Source organism: Spirulina subsalsa FACHB-351 (genome assembly GCF_026130165.1).
Taxonomy (GTDB): domain Bacteria; phylum Cyanobacteriota; class Cyanobacteriia; order Cyanobacteriales; family Spirulinaceae; genus Spirulina_A; species Spirulina_A subsalsa_A.
Map to the genome: position 1 here is coordinate 50,567 of NZ_JAIHOM010000010.1, position 17,447 is coordinate 68,013.

Sequence of the window (17,447 nt, forward strand, 5' to 3'; positions counted from 1 at the left end):
ATTCCCTATTACCTATTCCCCATTCCCCATTCCCTATTCCCCATTCCCTATTACCTATTCCCTATTCCCTATTACCTATTCCCCATTCCTTATTACCTCGTAATATGTTTGAATCCTTACCCTTAACCCTTGATCAATTTCTAAGTACATTTCCTAGCCATCTCTTCTGGATTGATTGGTCAGAACGAGAGATCCGTCCTTTGCCCCAGACAGCAAACCAGCCCGACTCAGAACATTTTTCCCTGTTGCTAGAGGCCTTTGAGCAGCAGCCGGAATTTTGGCAGATCGTAGAACAAGTAATAACCCAACAACACCCCCAACCCTTCTCCTATAGTCTCCCCAATCAAACCCACTTCAGCGCTCAGATTAGCCCCTGCACCCCCCAGAACGTCCTCTGGGTCGCCCAAGAGGTAACAGCCCTACAACAGCCCTCACCGCCCCCCTCGCCCCCCTCAGAGTCCTTTGAGCAACTGGTTGTCACCCTGTTAAATAGCTTTGTCCATCTTCAAGACCCTTCCGAACTCGACCAAACCATCCAAAAAGCACTGACCCAAATCCTGCAATATACAGGCTTTGACCGCAGTTTTATCATGTTATTTTCCGAAGACGGACAGGACGGGCATTTAGCCTATGAAGCTTGTCGTCCGGGCGTTCCCTCCGCCACCCCTCGGCGCAATTTACCCACCGAACCGTTTACCTGGTGGATGGAAAAAATGTATCGGCAAGAAATCATTGAAATCTCCAACCTTGACCAACTGCCGCCCCAAGCCACCCCAGAACGGATTGCCCTAGAAAGTGCTGGCATTCATTCCCTCGTAGTCGTTCCCTTGATCTCCCGGCAAGAAACCCTATGGGGGGCGCGCTACACCCTGGGCTATGTGGGCTTTTCCAGCTTTGAACGAGAGCAAACTTGGTCAAGCCAGACCGTTTCCTTGTTGCGTTTAGTGGGAGATTTATTTGCTCAAACCCTTGAACGTTACTCCACCGTTACCGCCTTACAAAATACAGAACAGCGCTTTCATGCCATCTTTGAACAGACCTTTCAGTTCATGAGTTTGTTAACAACTGAAGGGGTGATATTAGAAGCCAATGCCAGTTTTTTAGACTGGGCCGAACAAACGGCCGTCGAGGGCAGAATGTTGTGGAGTATGCAGATTTTTCAAAATGCCCAGGTCACGCTCTGTCCTTCCTCTCCCATCACCTCAGACCAAGACTCGGCCGAGAGAGAAACGAGGGGGGATTGTCCCTTAACCTTGAACTATTGTCCCTTATCCCAATCAACAGAAGGTTCGCCCGCCTGTTGGCAGGGAGATGCCAATGTATCCATTGACCAGCAATTACAGTTAGCCATTCAGCAAGCGGCTGGGGGGCAATTAGTGCGCTGTGCTTTGAAGGTGCGGCCTCGTTTCCAAGACCCTCTGACAGCCTCTCCGGAGTCCGTGGGACTGACTCCCTCGGTTTATCTGGCCAGTATCCTCTATAAACAGGGTCAAGCGTGGGATTATCAAGAGCGGATTTTTGATTTTTCTCTTAAACCGGTGCGAGATCATGGTGGAGAGGTGCAGTTTTTGATTGTGGAAGGTCATGATATTACCGACCACTACCGAGCGGTGGAACAAATCCGCTTTCAAGCCAATTTACTGGATGTGGTGGAACAGGCCGTGATTGTCACCGACTTTGATGGCAAGATTTGTTATTGGAATCGCCACGCGGAAAAACTCTATGGCTGGTCGGTGGAGGAAGTGCTAGGGCGGTCTTTATTTGAGACAGTGGCCGATACAAACGCCCAAGAGGTCGGCCGGGAGATTATGGTCAATCTGGAACGGGGGGAAAGTTGGTCGGGGGAATTTTGGGTGCGCCATAAGGATGGGTTTACCTTTCCCGCTTGGGTGATGGACTCTCCCATTGCCGATGACCAGGGGAATCTGGTGGGGGTGATTGGTATTTCGACGGATATCACAGAACGCTTAGAAGCGGCGGCCGCTTTACAACAAAGTGAGGAGTTATTCCGGGTGACGTTTGAACAGTCTCCCATCGGGATGTTAGTCCGGCCGTTGGATGGTGGGCCGAATCGTCCGAATCAGGCTCTGGCGAAGTTGTTGGGGTATAGCTTAGAAGAGTTAGAGCATATCACCTATCACGATTATACTCACCCGGAGGATTTGCCCTTAGATATCGTGTTGGATGAACAGTTAGTGCGGGGGGAGATTTCGGATTTTCACTTAGAAAAACGCTATATCTGTAAGGATGGGCAGGTGGTCTATACCTTGCTGCACTGTGCTTTAGTGCGGGATGCTGAGGGTCGTCCCCATTATGTGATTGGGCAGGTGGTGAATATTACCGAACGCAAGGAGAAGGAGACGGCCTTACAACAAAGTGAGGAACGGTGGCAATTGGCCCTCCGGGGAACTCATGATGGGATTTGGGATTGGAATGTTCGGAGCGGGGAGGTGTTTTATTCCGACCGTTTATTAACCATGTTGGGGTATGAACCGGGGGATTGGGAGAAGACGTTGGAGGCGTGGACTGAGCGCATTCACCCGGCGGATTATGGGATGGTGATGCAGGCGTTGGAGGAGCATTTAGTCCAAAAAACGCCGTATTATATTACGGAACATCGGGTGCGCTGTCAGAATGGGGAGTATCTCTGGATTTTGGATCGGGGTCAAGCCTTGTGGGATGAAGAGGGGGAAGCGGTGCGAGTTGTGGGGTCCCATACGGATATTGGCGATCGCAAACGTTCAGAAGTCGCACTCCAACGAGCCAACCGCGCCCTAAAAACCCTCAGTGATTGTAACCAAGCCCTCGTTCACGCCGACACCGAAGAAGCCCTCTTTCAGCAAATCTGCGAAATTATGGTGACAGTGGGCGGATACCGTCTCGCTTGGGTCGGTTATCCTGAATATGACTCCGCCCAAAGTGTCCGCGTCGTTGCCCAAGCGGGTTGGGAAGCGGGCTATTTAGACCAACTTCAGATTACTTGGGCTGATCGAGAACGAGGCCGCGGCCCCACGGGAATCGCTATCCGCACCGGAAAACCCGCCGTTTTACAGAATATCCTCACGGACCCCCACTATGCCCCCTGGCGAGAAGAAGCCCGTAAGCGAGGCTATCGTTCCTCGATCGCCATTCCCTTAAACCAAAGTTATCAAAACCTCGGCCATTGGGTTCAAGAGAACAGTAAGGGAGAAGAGAAAGAAGACACCATAGCAGGCAGTTTTCCCCCCCCTCTCCCTCTAACCCCCGCGATGGGAGTCTTAAACCTCTATTCCACGGAACCCGAAGCCTTTGATGAGGCTGAAGTGCAACTACTCTGTGAATTGGCCAACGATTTAAGCTATGGCATCATGGCCCTACGCACCCATCGCGCTCAGATTGAAAGTGAGGAGAAATTCCGACAACTGGCGGAAAATATCGAGGATGTATTCTGGATGAGTCGCATTGATGGAACTCAGATGCTCTATGTCAGTCCCGCCTATGAGCAGATTTGGGGTCGTTCTCGCCGGGAATTGTATCAAAACCCCCAGGCCTTTTTTGCCGCCATTCACCCAGAGGATAAACACCGCGCTATCTCCACCATTCGTAACCCCCAAAATTTACGCTTTGATCTTGAATACCGCATTGTCCGACCTGATGGGAGTATGCGCTGGGTCTGGGATCGGGGGTTTCCTATTGTGGATCGGGACTCCCGGAAAGTGTACCGTCGGGCAGGGATTGCTAAAGATATCACCGAGCGTAAACAAGCTGAACAAATGCTTCATTATGCCAAGGAGGAGCTAGAGTTACGGGTGGCCTATCGCACGGTGGAATTGGAAACGGCCAATGAGCGCCTACAAAACGAGTTAATGCAGCGTCACCGGACGGAAATGAAATTGCGTAAAAGTGAGGAACAGTATCGGACTTTGGTGCGTAATTTCCCCAAGGGGGCGGTTTTCCTGTTTAATCAAGACTTGCGCTATACCATCGCCGATGGGGTGGGTTTGGCGACTCAAGGCTTATCCCGGGAACAGTTGGAAGATCGCACGATTTGGGAGGTTCTGCCGCCGGATTTGTGCCGGGATTTAGAACCCCTCTATTATGCGGCTTTGGCGGGGGAAACTCGCAGCGCAGAAATTGAATATCAAGGACGTTTATATTTGTATCAGGCGCTCCCGGTGCGCAATAAGCAGGGAGAGCGCTTTGCAGGGATGATTGTGATGCAGGATATCACCGAGCGCCAACAGGCTGAGGCAGAACGGAATCAACTGATTGCCATTATTGAGGCTACCCCAGACTTTATTTCTTCTGTCACCCCAGAAGGTGAGATTGTGTATATGAACCAATCAGCCCGGCAAATTCTGGGGGTACCGTCGGATGAATCTCTCTGGGATGCAGATGAAACACCGCCCCATCCCTTACCTTGGGGTAAAGGGGAGGGGGGCAAAACGAAACGTTCTTTTCATAGTCAGCGACTCTCTTCGGCTTATCCTCAGTGGGCGGATCATCTGATTCGCTCGGAAGGTATCCCCACGGCCATTCGGGAGGGAACTTGGATCGGAGAAACGGCGATTTTGAGCCATGATGGTCAGGAAATTCCCCTCTCTCAGTTGATTATTGCTCACCGTTCCTTGCGGGAGGGGGAAAGAATGGGGACGGTGCAGTTACTTTCGACTATTGCCCGGGATATTAGTGAACAGAAACGCAGTGAGGCTACCTTGCGGGAGTCGGAACGGCGCTGGCGTAGTTTTTTGGAAAATATTCCTCTGTTGGTGGTGAATTTAACGCCAAGGGGGAAGGTGGATTATGTGAATCCCTACTTATTAAAAGTTACAGGTTATAATAAAGCGGAAGTGATGGGACAGGATTGGTTTGAGTTTTTCCTCCCGGCAGCCCAGCGTCAAAGTACCCATCACCATTTTGAGGCGATGCTCCATGATGCGGGACAAGCGCGCTATGAGGAGTCATTATTAACGAAGTTTGGGGAAGAACGGCGGATTGCTTGGAATAATACGGTGTTGCGGGATTCTCAGGGTCATGTAGTGGGGACTTTGAGTATTGGGGAAGATATCACGGAACGCTACGCGGTGGAACGGATGAAGGATGAGTTTATTTCGGTGGTGAGTCATGAACTGCGCACCCCGTTAACCTCGATTCATGGGGCGTTGAATCTACTGGCGAGTGGTTTGGTGGATTGTAAGTCTCAACGGGGCGATCGCGTGATTCAAATTGCTGCCGAAAGTGCTGAACGTCTGGTGCGTTTGGTCAATGACATTCTGGAGCTAGAACGCCTAGAATCGGGCAAAATCAAGCTGATTACTCAACAGGTCAATAGTGCAGACTTACTAATCCGAGCAACAGAGCAAATGCAGGTGATGGCTACTCGCTCCGGGATTCGCTTGGAGGCGGAAATCCGGGCGATTGAATTCGAGGCGGATGCAGATCGGGTGATTCAGGTGTTAACGAATTTGTTGAGTAATGCGATTAAGTTCTCCGAGGCAGATAGCACAATCTGGTTATCGGTGCAGGCTCTGTCCTATGATGCCAATAATCCCCTTGATCTCCAACGCCAAGATCCAGCAAGGGTTCTCGCGGACAGTTTAACCTCCGATTCTGTGGCCTGTGTTGTATTCTCTGTGCGAGATCAAGGCCGAGGGATTCCGGCGGATAAAATCGAGAGTATTTTTGAGCGCTTCCATCAAGTGGATGCTTCGGATTCTCGGAAAAAAGGCGGTACGGGTTTAGGGTTGGCCATTTGTCGGAGTATTGTGGAACAACATGGCGGACAAATTTGGGTGCAAAGTCGAGTCGGAGAAGGGAGTTGTTTCTTTTTTACTATCCCAATCATCAAGAATCATTGACATCCGCCCCGCCTTAAACGGACGGGGATTCCATCTATTTCAACAGGTCAAAAAATAACTGATTACTGGTAACTGTTGGCGATGCTTGAAGTTAAAGCGGGGAAATCCCGCAATATTTTGTGAAATACAGAGAGAAGTTGAAGGGCGGAAAATTAGCCGGGAATTAGTCTACTTGTACGAGGCCGGAGCTAATCCATTGATCTAGCTGGCGCAAAATGCTGATTTCTGAATCGTCAAAGGATCTAGACCAGAGCAGAATGTCCAATTCTTGACCCAGTTCAGGGGTAATTTTACCGAGACGGGCGATTTCTTGGATGATATCTAGTAGAGTTAACATGGTTTTCTGATTTAACTCGATACATTAAGTATGTCGGAAAACACGGGGGGGCGGATGTGATAAGGAGCGCAATATTCAGTGAATGCGATCGCCTTTTCGAGTGATCTCTATCAAAGATGCGGTCACTACTGACCCTGATCAGAGGACATTCATGCTTAACTTGTCAAGATTGCCCCACCTCTTGCTCAAAGTCCCCTGTGAATCTAATCTGGATCTGTTCACCTCACACTTAACCCTTGAGCCATGCCGGACGCAAAAACTGTTAGCCAAGCGGTGGCTAAACTTTACGATACTTACCCCTTTCCCCCGGAACCAATTTTAGATGAACCCCCACCGGGGTATAATTGGCGCTGGAATTGGGTCGCCGCCTATAATTTCTGCACGGGACGCAAACCAGAAACTTCAACAGTTCGGATCTTGGACGCGGGCTGTGGGACGGGTGTGGGGACGGAGTATCTGGTGCATTTAAACCCCGAGGCGACGGTGACGGGGGTGGATCTCAGTGCGGGAGCGCTAGAAGTGGCAAGGGAACGCTGTCGTCGGTCAGGAGCGGAGCGGGTGACGTTCCACCAGATGGATTTAACTCAAGTGGGTGATTCTAGTTCCGAGACACTACGGAATCCCATTCCCGGAGAATTTGAGATGATTAACTGTGTGGGAGTTCTCCACCATCTCCCGGATCCCATCGCTGGTATTCAAGCGTTAGCCCAAAAACTTGCACCGGGGGGGATTTTTCATGTTTTTGTTTACGCGGAGTTGGGTCGTTGGGAAATTCAGTTAATGCAGGAGGCGATCGCACTGCTCCAAGGCCAACAACGGGGAGACTATACCGACGGGGTAAAGGTGGGGCGGGAGCTTTTTGCCACGTTGCCGGAAAATAACCCTCTGGTGCAACGGGAAAAGGAACGCTGGTCTTTAGAAAATACCCGCGATCAGTGTTTTGCTGATATGTATGTTCATCCCCAAGAAGTGGACTACAACATCCACACGCTGTTTGAGTTGATTGATGCCTCGGGATTGGAGTTTGTGGGGTTTTCTAATCCGGGTTTCTGGCAACTGGAACGCTTACTCGGCCAGTCTTCGGAGTTGATAGCAAGGGGGGAAACTATGACGGAGCGCGATCGCTATCGGTTAATCGAACTCCTCGACCCCAAAAACATCACCCACTACGAGTTTTTCCTCACTAAGCCCCCCCTCCCCCGTCAAGATTGGTCTGACGACGAGGTACTCCTTGCCGCTATTCCAGAACTCCATCCCTGTCTTGACGGTTGGGAAAGTAAATGTCTATTTGATTATAATTATCAAATTGTAAACTTATCTGATGATGAGTTTACTTTTATGCAAAAGTGTGCTAAAAACACGCAAGCGCGGCAAACCATCCGGGAACTCTGTTCAGGGGAGGTGCTGGATTTAGCCATGATTCGCCGTTTACAGGAGCGGCAGTTAGTGGTTTTTGGATTCTAAGACAGCCTTAAAAAAAACGCCCCGGACTGAAGATATTCGCCGGATCAAATTTCTGTTTAATTTGTTCCATTGTTCCCCAAGCATTGCCACTATATCCCCAAGGATCAAGGTCTTGTTTCAGGCTTACAGGCGCTTCTAATACGGTGATAAATCCTTGGCGAATTTGACAAAATGCCCGTAGTTTGTTGATTTGTTCTCGGGCATTTTCTCCCGTGAGTTGGAGTTTCCCCAGTCCACTACTGGTATGGAGAAGGGCTAACCCTTGTTGTTGCGTTACAAGGTCTAAATGGTCGAAAAAGGGCAAGATTTCGGCGGGGAGAAGGGCGAGTTTAGCGGTAATGGCTTCTGGGGTGGCGGGCTGGTTAATGGTTTGCAGGGCTTGCCAGAGTTGGGTTTCCTCGTTTTCTGTGTAAACAGTACAGGTTAACCCAGCTTGTTGACCGAGGCTCATCAGTTGGTCTTGTTGCTGTTGGACACTGGCGGGGATACTCTGAAAACGGACGACTAGACCAATGCCTTGACCCAGATTGAGTTTTTGGACTAGGGAGGGGGAGAGTAAATCCGCCCGGGTGGGGGTAAGGGGGGACATGATCAGGGTATGTTGTAGGGCGGCGATCGCACTTTTGCCCCCGATTAACAATAAAGTGCTAGAGGCATCGGGAATCGGGTAGGTGCGGAAAGTGATTTGAGTAATCGCCCCCAAGGTACCATAGGACCCGGTGAATAACTTCATCAAGTCATAGCCCGCCACATTTTTCACCACTCGCCCTCCGGCCTTGGCGATCGCACCATCCCCCCGGACAAAAGATAAACCCAGCACCAAATCCCGCACCCCCCCATAACGATGTCGCCAACTTCCGGCCTCAGCCGTGGCCACTAGCCCCCCCAAGGTCGCTGTCCCGGCCGAGTCTAGGGGTAAAAACTGCCCCGTGGGGGCTAATTGGGCTTGTAGGGCTTCTAACGTGACACCTGCCTCCACCGTAACGGTTAAATCCCCCACCGCATGATCGATAATACGATTTAGATTTTGGGTACTCACAACCGCTTCAATCCCTTGGGGAAGGCCGCCCCAACTTAATTGACTTCCTCGGCCAGCTACAAGGAGGGGACAATGCTCCTCTTTAGCCCAAGCAACAATTTCACTTAAAGCCTCAATCCTGTGAGGAAATAAAATTCCCTGAGAGGATAATCCCGTTTTTTCTAAAGCTTTTTGCCAAGGCAAAGGAAGACTTTCCCCTGTCACAAAATTTACATCTGTCCAAGACTCAACTACATGGGCGATTAGCCTGGTCATACATCCTTATTTAAATCCTTTAAGCTCATTAAATCACACCCTTCCTCCTAGTTTCTCGATAAGATGGAAGATTAAGACCCTCGGCATAGACTCCGTGAACTTAATAGATATTGCGGTATAGTATTACGCTAAATAGCTTATGAGCTTAAATTCTGACCAATTCCGGCAATGTTTCCTAGCCCAATTGCCGGATTAATCCCTCATAAGCCCACTAGCCATCCCCAGTCGCCTTGAGCAAACAAGGTGCCGGAAGGAGAATCATTCCTGAAGAGATCCAACTTCAGCCCTGATCAGTTTTTTGGCCTAACTGTTCAACCCTATTCCATTAGGAAGACAGATGAGAGTAAATCAACAGTATGATTGAATCAAACCCTAACCCCCTGCCATCCCAGCCCAATCATCCGGCGGATCAATCTTCAGATGATTTCTCTTCCGTGGTATTAAATTCTACCCCCTCCCCGGATTCTTGGGTAGCCGGAAAACCAACTCGTTTTGTACGGGAAGGAGAAAACATTGTCAAACGCATCACGGCGCAAATTCGGGACTCTCTCGATTTAAAGACGATTTTAGACAGTACGGTGCGGGAAATTCGCAGTTTTCTCAATGTAGACCGGACAAAGATTTATCAATTTGCCCCCGATGCCAGTGGGGAAGTGATTGCCGAAGCCCTACAAGGGGACAGTTTACCCTCCCTGTTAGGCTTACACTTTCCGGCCGGAGATATTCCCCCCTATGCCCGACAAATGTTTATTCAGACCCGTCAACGGGTGATTGTTGATGTTAACGCTGGTCATAAAACCTGTCAGGCCATAAACCTAGATAGTAAGGATGGATTGGAATGGGGGGAAACCTCCTATGTTCCCGTAGATCCTTGTCATCAGCAGTATTTAAAGGGCATGGGGGTAGTGTCTTCAATGGTGTTGCCCATCTTAACCCGTGAGGGGTTATGGGGGTTATTTGTAGTGCATCACCGAGAGAGTCGGCTCTATAGCGATCGCGAATTGCAAATTGTTCAGTTAGTGGTGGATCAGGTTTCCATTGCGATCGCCCAATCCCAACTCCTACAACAGGCCCAACAACAGGCCGAACATGAGGCCGCCCTCAACGCCGTGAGTAATATCCTTCACGCCACCCCCAACGCCTTCCAAAACCCCAAAAAAATCCTAGAAATCACCGTCCAAGCCACAGGTAGCAATGGGGGACGACTCTATATCCTCTCAGAAAACAACCAACCCACCCAACTCCATCATGTAGGCATTCAACCTCATCTTGTCATGCTAGAAGAAACCCCCTTCTGGCAAAATATCCTCGCCACCTCCACTACGGCCCCACAGCCCCCCACGCCCGGTCAACTCTGGGATTCAGCCTTACCCGACTTACAAGATAGCCCCCAACTGCAAGTTCACTATATCGAAAATGTCAAAACTCATCCCCCTTTCCAAAACCTTCAGCCTAACTTTAGGGAACAGAAAATCTGCTCCTTATTAGTGATTCCCCTGCGCTATCAACAGCGTTGTATCGGTTGTTTGACCCTATTTCGCCAAGAAATCGAAACCGCCACCCTCTGGGCAGGACGCAGCAGCTCAGACCATCGGAATTACTTGCCTCGGCGCTCCTTTGATGCTTGGCGCGAAATTAGCCGAGGCATCCCCCCCCAATGGAGTTTAGAAGAAATTAAACTCGCCCAAGCCATTAGCTTACAGATTTATATGGCCGTCATGGAACGCCACGTTAAAGCCATGTTGCACCATCAGGCCTATCATGATCACCTCACCGGATTACCCAACCGGATGTTATTCAACGATAATCTGAACCTTGCCCTCGCCAACACCCGTCTAGGGCGAGGGGAATTAATGGCCGTGTTATTTTTGGACTTAGACGGCTTTAAAACCATTAACGACACCTTGGGTCACTATATCGGCGATGAAATTTTAATCCGCGTCGGTCAACGATTGCGCACCTCTCTCCCCCCCGAGGCCATCGTTGCCCGGTGGGGGGGAGATGAATTTACCATCCTCCTCTGTCCCCTGCGCGCCCCCCACAATGCCAATTTAATGGCCCAGAAAATCCTCACCCTACTCAATGTTCCCTTTACTTGTCAGGGGAAAGAGTTATATGTCAAGGGGAGTATTGGGATTGCGATCGCCCCCTACCATGGCGAAGACTCCCAAACCCTACTCAAACACGCCGATGCCGCCCTCTACGAAGCCAAACAAAAAGGGCGCAATATTTTTCAACTTTATACCCCTGAACTCAGCACCCAAGCCCAACAACGCTTAGTCTTAGAACACAGTTTATATAAAGCCCTCGAACGTCAAGAATTTAGTCTTCATTACCAGCCTCAATTCTGTTTAACGAGTCAGAAAATTGTCGGCATGGAAGCCTTAATTCGTTGGCATTCTGAGGAACATGGTTGGATTTCTCCCGCTCAATTTATCCCCCTTGCCGAAGAGACAGGCTTAATTAATGGGATTGGCGATTGGGTGTTAGAAACCGCTTGTCAAAACATCAAAAAGTGGCAAGGCTTAAATTCTATAATTGTTCCCATTGCCGTTAATTTATCTGCCCGACAATTTCAAAAAAATGACTTAGTAAAAACCATTTTAAATTTACTAAATAAACTATCTATCTCTCCGCGTTTGCTAGAATTAGAAATAACTGAAAGTATTGCCATGCAAGATGTTCAGCATACAGTTTCTGTATTACGAAATCTACAAAAATTAGGGATTAAAATTGCGATGGACGATTTCGGAACTGGCTATTCTTCTCTGGCCGCGTTGAAATATTTTCCTTTAGATAAACTTAAAATTGATCAATCTTTTGTTCGAGATTTAACAGTTGACTCACAAGATGAGGCAATTGTCAAGTCCATTATTGCCCTCGGACATGGTTTAAATTTAACCGTTGTCGCGGAAGGAGTGGAAACCAAAGCCCAGTTAGATTGGTTAGAATCAATGGGTTGTGATCTCGCTCAAGGCTATTTTATCAGTCGTCCTCTCGCAGAATCTGATGCTAGAGCCGTGATGGGTTAATCCTTGAGAACTTGATGTATGAAACCGCTTCCACTCTACTTAATTTTAGCCGTTCAGTTCACCACCCAAACCTTGGGCATTGTGGGGCTAGTGGGGTATTTATCCTATCGAAGTGGTGAACAATCGGTAGAGTATTTAGCCCATCAATTAATTAGGGAAAGTGGGCGGCGGGTGACATTATATTTGGAAAAAACCCTCGCCATTCCCCATTTAGTCAATCAACTCAATGCCCAAGCTATTGAAGCGGGCAATATTCCGGGGTTTGAGGTGGAAGAAACCACAGAACTAGAAGCGCATTTTGGTCAACAAATCACCTTATTTCCTTCCGTTAGCACTATTGCGATCGCCAATGAACGAGGAGGCATGATCGGATCGAGCGAAGGATCTCATACTCCCAGCGTTTACCGAACCGAGAATTTCGCCCAGGGTGTTTATACCTTATCCCGACTCGATGAACAAGGAAAAATCGCCACCACTCAGGTGATTTCCACCACCTATGATGCTCGTGTTCGCCCTTGGTATCAAGCCCCCGTGGAAGCCAGAGGCCCGGTTTGGAGTCCCATCTATCAATTCATTAATGATCGCCCTCTGTTAGGAATTTCGGCGGGTTTACCCCTGTATCATCCCACCGGAGAACTACGCGGGGTTCTCGCCACAGATATTACACTAGAACATTTAAATCACTTCTTAATCAGTCTCAATATTAGTCCGTCGGGACAAGTGTTCATTGTGGAGCGTTCCGGGTTATTAGTCGCCAATTCTACCGACTCGCCCCTTTATATCCCACAAGAAGACGGCGAGATGAAACGGATTATGGCTCAGGACAGCCTGAATCCCTTAATTCGCACGATCACAAAAGAATTTACCCAAACTTGGGGCCCAATGATTGAGTGGAGCAATGCCCAGCAAGATGTCCGTCATCAAGGAGTGCGTCACTTTAGCCAAGTCGTCAACTATCGCGATGATTTTGGCTTAGATTGGCTGATTGTGCTAGTGATACCCGAATCCGATTTTATCGCCGAAGTCCAGAAAAATTTACGCCGCACGCTGGTTTTATGCTTGGTAGCTTTGGGGGCATCAGTGGGGAGTAGTGTGTGGGTATCCCGACGCATTACCCGCTCCCTCTCTCGTTTGGCGAAAGTGACAGAAGCTTGTGCTGCTGGGAATTTAGAACAATCGCCCCTGGGGAGTCGCATTCAAGAGATAGACCACCTCGCCACCTCTCTCGATCAAATGGTGAGTACCCTTCGAGCAGCGCAACAGTTGAGTCTTCACTATACCCATCAGCTAGAACAAGAGGTGAGGGAAAAAACAGCCGCCCTGACGGAAGCCCAACACATCGCCCATGTGGGCAGTTGGGAATGCGATCCGGCAACCGACAGTGTAACCTGGTCTGAGGAATTGTATCGCATTTATGAGGCCAATCCAGAATCTCCCGTTCCCCGACCCGATTTAACGATTCAGCACATTCACCCGCAAGATCAGAAGCGTTTTGAAGAGGAAATTGTTGCGTCTTTTTACCAGAGGCAATCTTTTGATTCTGATTTACGGATCGTGACTCAAAAGGGCAATATCCGCTATATCCATACTAAGGGCAACCCCATCTATAACGAACAAGGACAAGTGGTGAAGATTCGGGGAACGGTGGCCGATATTACCCCTCGTAAACAGGTTGAACTGGCACTGCAAGAAAGTGAAACTCGTTTGCGCTTGATTGCGGAAAATATCGACCAAGTGTTTTATATCAAAACGGTGGACAATAGCCAGATGCTCTATGTGAATCGGGCTTATGAGCGCGTTTGGGGCAAATCTTGTCAAAGTTTGTATGAAAATCCCAATTCTTGGTTGGACAGTATATATCCCGAAGATTTAGCACAAATGTTCAAAGCCCTCCATGAGAATAAGGAAGGGAAAGAGCATTTTAGGGGAGAATTCCGCATCCTGAAACCGGATGGTTCTACACGGTGGATTTCTGCGGTGAATATCCCCATTGACGATGGAGCGGGGAATGTGCAGTATCTGGTGGGGACTTCGGCGGATATTACCCATCAAAAGGAATTAGAATTGGCTTTGCAAGACTCCCAGCGCCAATTAACGGAAGTTCTGGATACGGCCATTGTGGGGATTGTGCGTTTTCGTATCTATCCGGATTTGTCAGCCCAGTATGATTATGTGTCTCCCCACTCCGCCAAAACCTATGGTTATAGTGTGCAGGAAATCATGAGGAATCAGTGGCGCTGGGCTGTCCATCCCGAAGATTGGGAAAAGATCCTGGTTCCGGTTTTGCAGGATGTTTTGCAACAACAAGGCACGAAAACCTATGAGATTGAATACCGTTTGCGGCGCAAAGATGAGTCCATCTGCTGGATTTTAGCTCATCTGTGGGTGCAGTGGAATGACGGCGGGGGCTATTGGAATTGTACGGTGGTGGATACGGATATTAGCGATCGCAAACACATAGAAATTGCCCTGCGAGAAAGTGAAAACCGCCTACAACTGATTACCGATTCAATCCCCGGTTGTATTTCCTACACGGATGCTAATCAGCGTTATCAGTTCGTCAATCGCACCTATGAGCTTTGGTTCGATTGTCGCAAGGAAGACATCCTCGGCCGTCAGGTAGTGGATGTCATTGGGCAGGATGCCTATGGTCAGGCAAAAGGGTATATTGAACAAGCCCTGCGGGGCGAACTGGTGCGCTATGAAGCCCAACTACCCTATAAAAAGGGACCGACGCGCTATGTGGCCGGGGTGTTGGTGCCAGATGTGGGGAGTGATCAACAGGTGCAAGGGTATTATGCCTTGATTATTGATATTAGCGATCGCAAGCGCCTAGAACAAGCCCTACAAGACTCTCAAACCCACCTACACAACATCCTCAATAGTGTGGTCGCGGCCATTACCCGCATTCAGATTTTTGCCGACGGGCGTTTCCTGATCACCGATGTTTCCCAAGGCAGTGAAGTGATTTCTGGGTACAGTCCCGAGGAACTCATTGCCGATCAAGTCCTCTGGATGAACTCCATCTATCCTGAAGATTGGGCCGCCGTCTCCCCCCAAATCTATGCCGATGTTTTTGCCGAACGTTCCGGCACCTACGAATATCGCCTTAGAGATAAATGGGGAGACACACGCTGGATTGCTCAAACCAACCATTGCCGCGCTGATCCTGAACACAACTGTTGGTACATCACCGCCCTCGCCTTTGATATCAGCGAGCAGAAACACACCGAACAAGCCCTCATTCAAGCCAAAGAAGCCGCCGAAGCCGCCGCTAGAGCGAAAAGTGAGTTTCTGGCCATGATTAGCCATGAAATTAGAACCCCCATGAATGGGGTGATGGGGATGCTAACCTTGCTCCAAGATAGTCCCTTAAATGGGGAACAGCGATCGCACCTCAACATCGCCCAATTCAGCGCCGATGCCCTCCTGAACCTGATTAACGACATCCTCGACTTCTCCAAAATCGACGCAGGCAAGCTAGAACTCGACATTCTCGACTTTGACCTCACCCAACACCTCACCGACTTTGCTCAAAGCATGGCCCTCACCGCCCAAGCCAAAAACCTTGAACTCATCCTAGATATTACCCAACTCCCCCCCATTTCAGTCCAAGGAGATCCCAATCGTCTCCAACAAATCCTAACCAATCTGGTCAGTAATGCCATTAAATTCACCCCTTCCGGCGAGATTCTCATCCACTGCCACCTCACCCCAGAAAACCACCACCTGCGTCTCACCGTCGCCGTAGAAGACACAGGCATCGGCATCCCCGCCAACAAAATCCCCCTGTTGTTCAACCCCTTTACTCAAGTCGATGCCAGCACCACCCGCAAATATGGCGGTACCGGATTAGGATTAGCCATTAGTCGCCAACTCTGCCAACTCATGGGAGGTGATATTACCGTTACCAGTCAACCCGGACAAGGTAGTGAATTTGTCTTTGAAGTCCTCTTACAAACCAGCCATCTCCCCCCTCGTCCTCTCCCCCCCCTCAATCTCCAAGGCTTCAATATCCTAGTTTTAGACAACAATCCCCGCGTTTGTGCCGTCATCAGACAGTCTCTCGAACAATGGGGCGCTCAGGTTTTCCTCCCCGATTATCTCCCAGCCACCCCAAGGCAGAGCGAAACACTACTCACACTCGCTCAACAACAACCCCTTAATCTCATCCTCTTTGATGCTCAACTTCCCCCCAGTGAGCAACAACTCCTCACCCAGCATCCCCTACTTCAACCCCTCCCCCGCATCCTACTCACCCCCATCAGTACCCCCCCCAAACCCGAAGAATTACAAGCTCTCGGCTGTCTCACCGCCCTGAGTAAACCCATCATTCCCGCCGATCTCCACCATGCCCTCATGACCCACCCTAATTATGGTAGGGTCATAGTAACCTCATCACCCCAGCCCCCATCCCCTGCTATGAATACTATTGAACGGCACCCCACCTTAACCCCAACCTGGCCCCCTGATACCCGCCTTCTGTTAGTGGAAGATAACCAGGTGAACCAACTGGTGTTTAAAGGACTCCTGCAAAAACTGGGGTTAACCGTCGATATTGCCCCCAATGGCTCAGAAGCGCTTGGCCTCTTACAAAATACCCCCCCTGAACAGCCTTATACGTTAATTTTTATGGACTGTCAGATGCCCGAAATGGACGGTTATGAAGCCACCCGCCTCATCCGAGCCGGACAAGTTAGCCACCAGTATCAAAACACCCCCATTATTGCTTTAACGGCTCATGTGATGAAAGGGGATAAAGAGAAATGCTTAGAAGCCGGAATGAATGATTATCTCCCCAAACCTCTTAACCCCCAAAGCTTGACGGAAGTTCTCACAAAATGGCTCATTTCTAGACCCGAAATTGTCTCTTCTAACTCCTCTACCCCCCCCACATCGATAGTTTTTAACCAGGAGATTCTGCTCAATTGTTTAGGCGGCGACACTAGCATGGCTATGCAAATTTGTCAATTTTTATTAGAAGATATTCCCTCAGATTTAGCCGCACTGCGTGAATTTTTAGTCGAGGAAAATATGGCGCAAGTCGCTTGTAAAGCCCACGGTTTAAAGGGGGCCTCAGCGAATGTAGGCGGGGAAGCTTTTCGTCAGGTTGCCTTTGAATTAGAACAGGCAGCAAAAGCCGGAGATATTGCCACCGCTTCCCAAACTTTAGCCCAATTAGAGTTAGAATTCACTCGGTTAAAAGTCGCTTTAGAAGAGTGGATTAACAGTAATCAGTAAACAGTGAACAAAACAATTGATAATAGTTTAGCAATCCGTAGGTTGGGTGAAGCGAAGCGCAACCCAACAAAACAATTGATAATAGTTTAGCAATCCGTAGGTTGGGTGAAGCACCAGCGCAACCCAACAAAACAATTGATAATAGTTTAGCCATCCGTAGGTTGGGTGAAGCGCAGCGCAACCCAACAAAAGGTAGAGGGGGAACTAGCGACGGAAAAAGTGCGATCGCAACGTCTCGCCGA

At 49.3% G+C, this 17,447-nt stretch carries 6 protein-coding genes; 4 read left to right on the forward strand and 2 right to left on the reverse strand.

The genetic code is table 11. The features are described from left to right. The first annotated feature begins 104 nt into the window (after positions 1-104). On the forward strand, positions 105-5,837 hold the full coding sequence (locus tag K4A83_RS03200) for a PAS domain S-box protein (RefSeq protein ID WP_265262956.1): 5,733 nt from the start codon (positions 105-107) through the stop codon (positions 5,835-5,837). 163 nt (positions 5,838-6,000) lie between these two features. On the opposite strand, the gene K4A83_RS03205 is transcribed toward K4A83_RS03200, so the two are convergent. Beyond that, positions 6,001-6,174: a hypothetical protein gene (locus tag K4A83_RS03205; RefSeq protein WP_265262957.1), complete on the reverse strand. Its 174-nt coding sequence runs from the start codon at positions 6,172-6,174 to the stop codon at positions 6,001-6,003. Between the two features lie 243 nt (positions 6,175-6,417). On the opposite strand from K4A83_RS03205, the gene K4A83_RS03210 reads away from it, so the two are divergent. After that, a complete protein-coding gene (locus K4A83_RS03210; protein WP_265262958.1) occupies positions 6,418-7,638 on the forward strand; it encodes a class I SAM-dependent methyltransferase in 1,221 nt (406 codons plus the stop codon). Between the two features lie 7 nt (positions 7,639-7,645). Here K4A83_RS03210 and K4A83_RS03215 read toward each other — a convergent pair whose 3' ends face one another. Further along, positions 7,646-8,932, reverse strand: coding sequence for an FAD-binding oxidoreductase (locus K4A83_RS03215; RefSeq protein WP_265262959.1), 1,287 nt, complete (start codon positions 8,930-8,932; stop codon positions 7,646-7,648). 356 nt (positions 8,933-9,288) lie between these two features. Here K4A83_RS03215 and K4A83_RS03220 point away from each other — a divergent pair, with 356 nt between their 5' ends. Both K4A83_RS03220 and K4A83_RS03225 read left to right on the forward strand, forming a co-directional pair. Further along, positions 9,289-11,964 carry a bifunctional diguanylate cyclase/phosphodiesterase gene (locus K4A83_RS03220; protein ID WP_265262960.1) on the forward strand — a complete coding sequence of 892 codons (2,676 nt, stop codon included), beginning with the start codon at positions 9,289-9,291 and terminating at the stop codon, positions 11,962-11,964. Between the two features lie 18 nt (positions 11,965-11,982). Then, positions 11,983-17,205 (forward strand): PAS domain-containing protein, encoded by a 5,223-nt coding sequence (locus K4A83_RS03225; protein ID WP_265262961.1) that lies wholly within the window; start codon positions 11,983-11,985, stop codon positions 17,203-17,205. Positions 17,206-17,447: the final 242 nt, after the last annotated feature.

What these genes read in the sequence shown, in the direction of transcription:
- K4A83_RS03200 (WP_265262956.1), top strand. Translation starts at nt 105, where the DNA reads ATGTTTGAATCCTTACCCTTAACCCTTGATCAATTTCTAAGTACATTT.
- K4A83_RS03205 (WP_265262957.1), bottom strand. Translation starts at nt 6,174, where the DNA reads ATGTTAACTCTACTAGATATCATCCAAGAAATCGCCCGTCTCGGTAAA.
- K4A83_RS03210 (WP_265262958.1), top strand. Translation starts at nt 6,418, where the DNA reads ATGCCGGACGCAAAAACTGTTAGCCAAGCGGTGGCTAAACTTTACGAT.
- K4A83_RS03215 (WP_265262959.1), bottom strand. Translation starts at nt 8,932, where the DNA reads ATGACCAGGCTAATCGCCCATGTAGTTGAGTCTTGGACAGATGTAAAT.
- K4A83_RS03220 (WP_265262960.1), top strand. Translation starts at nt 9,289, where the DNA reads ATGATTGAATCAAACCCTAACCCCCTGCCATCCCAGCCCAATCATCCG.
- K4A83_RS03225 (WP_265262961.1), top strand. Translation starts at nt 11,983, where the DNA reads ATGAAACCGCTTCCACTCTACTTAATTTTAGCCGTTCAGTTCACCACC.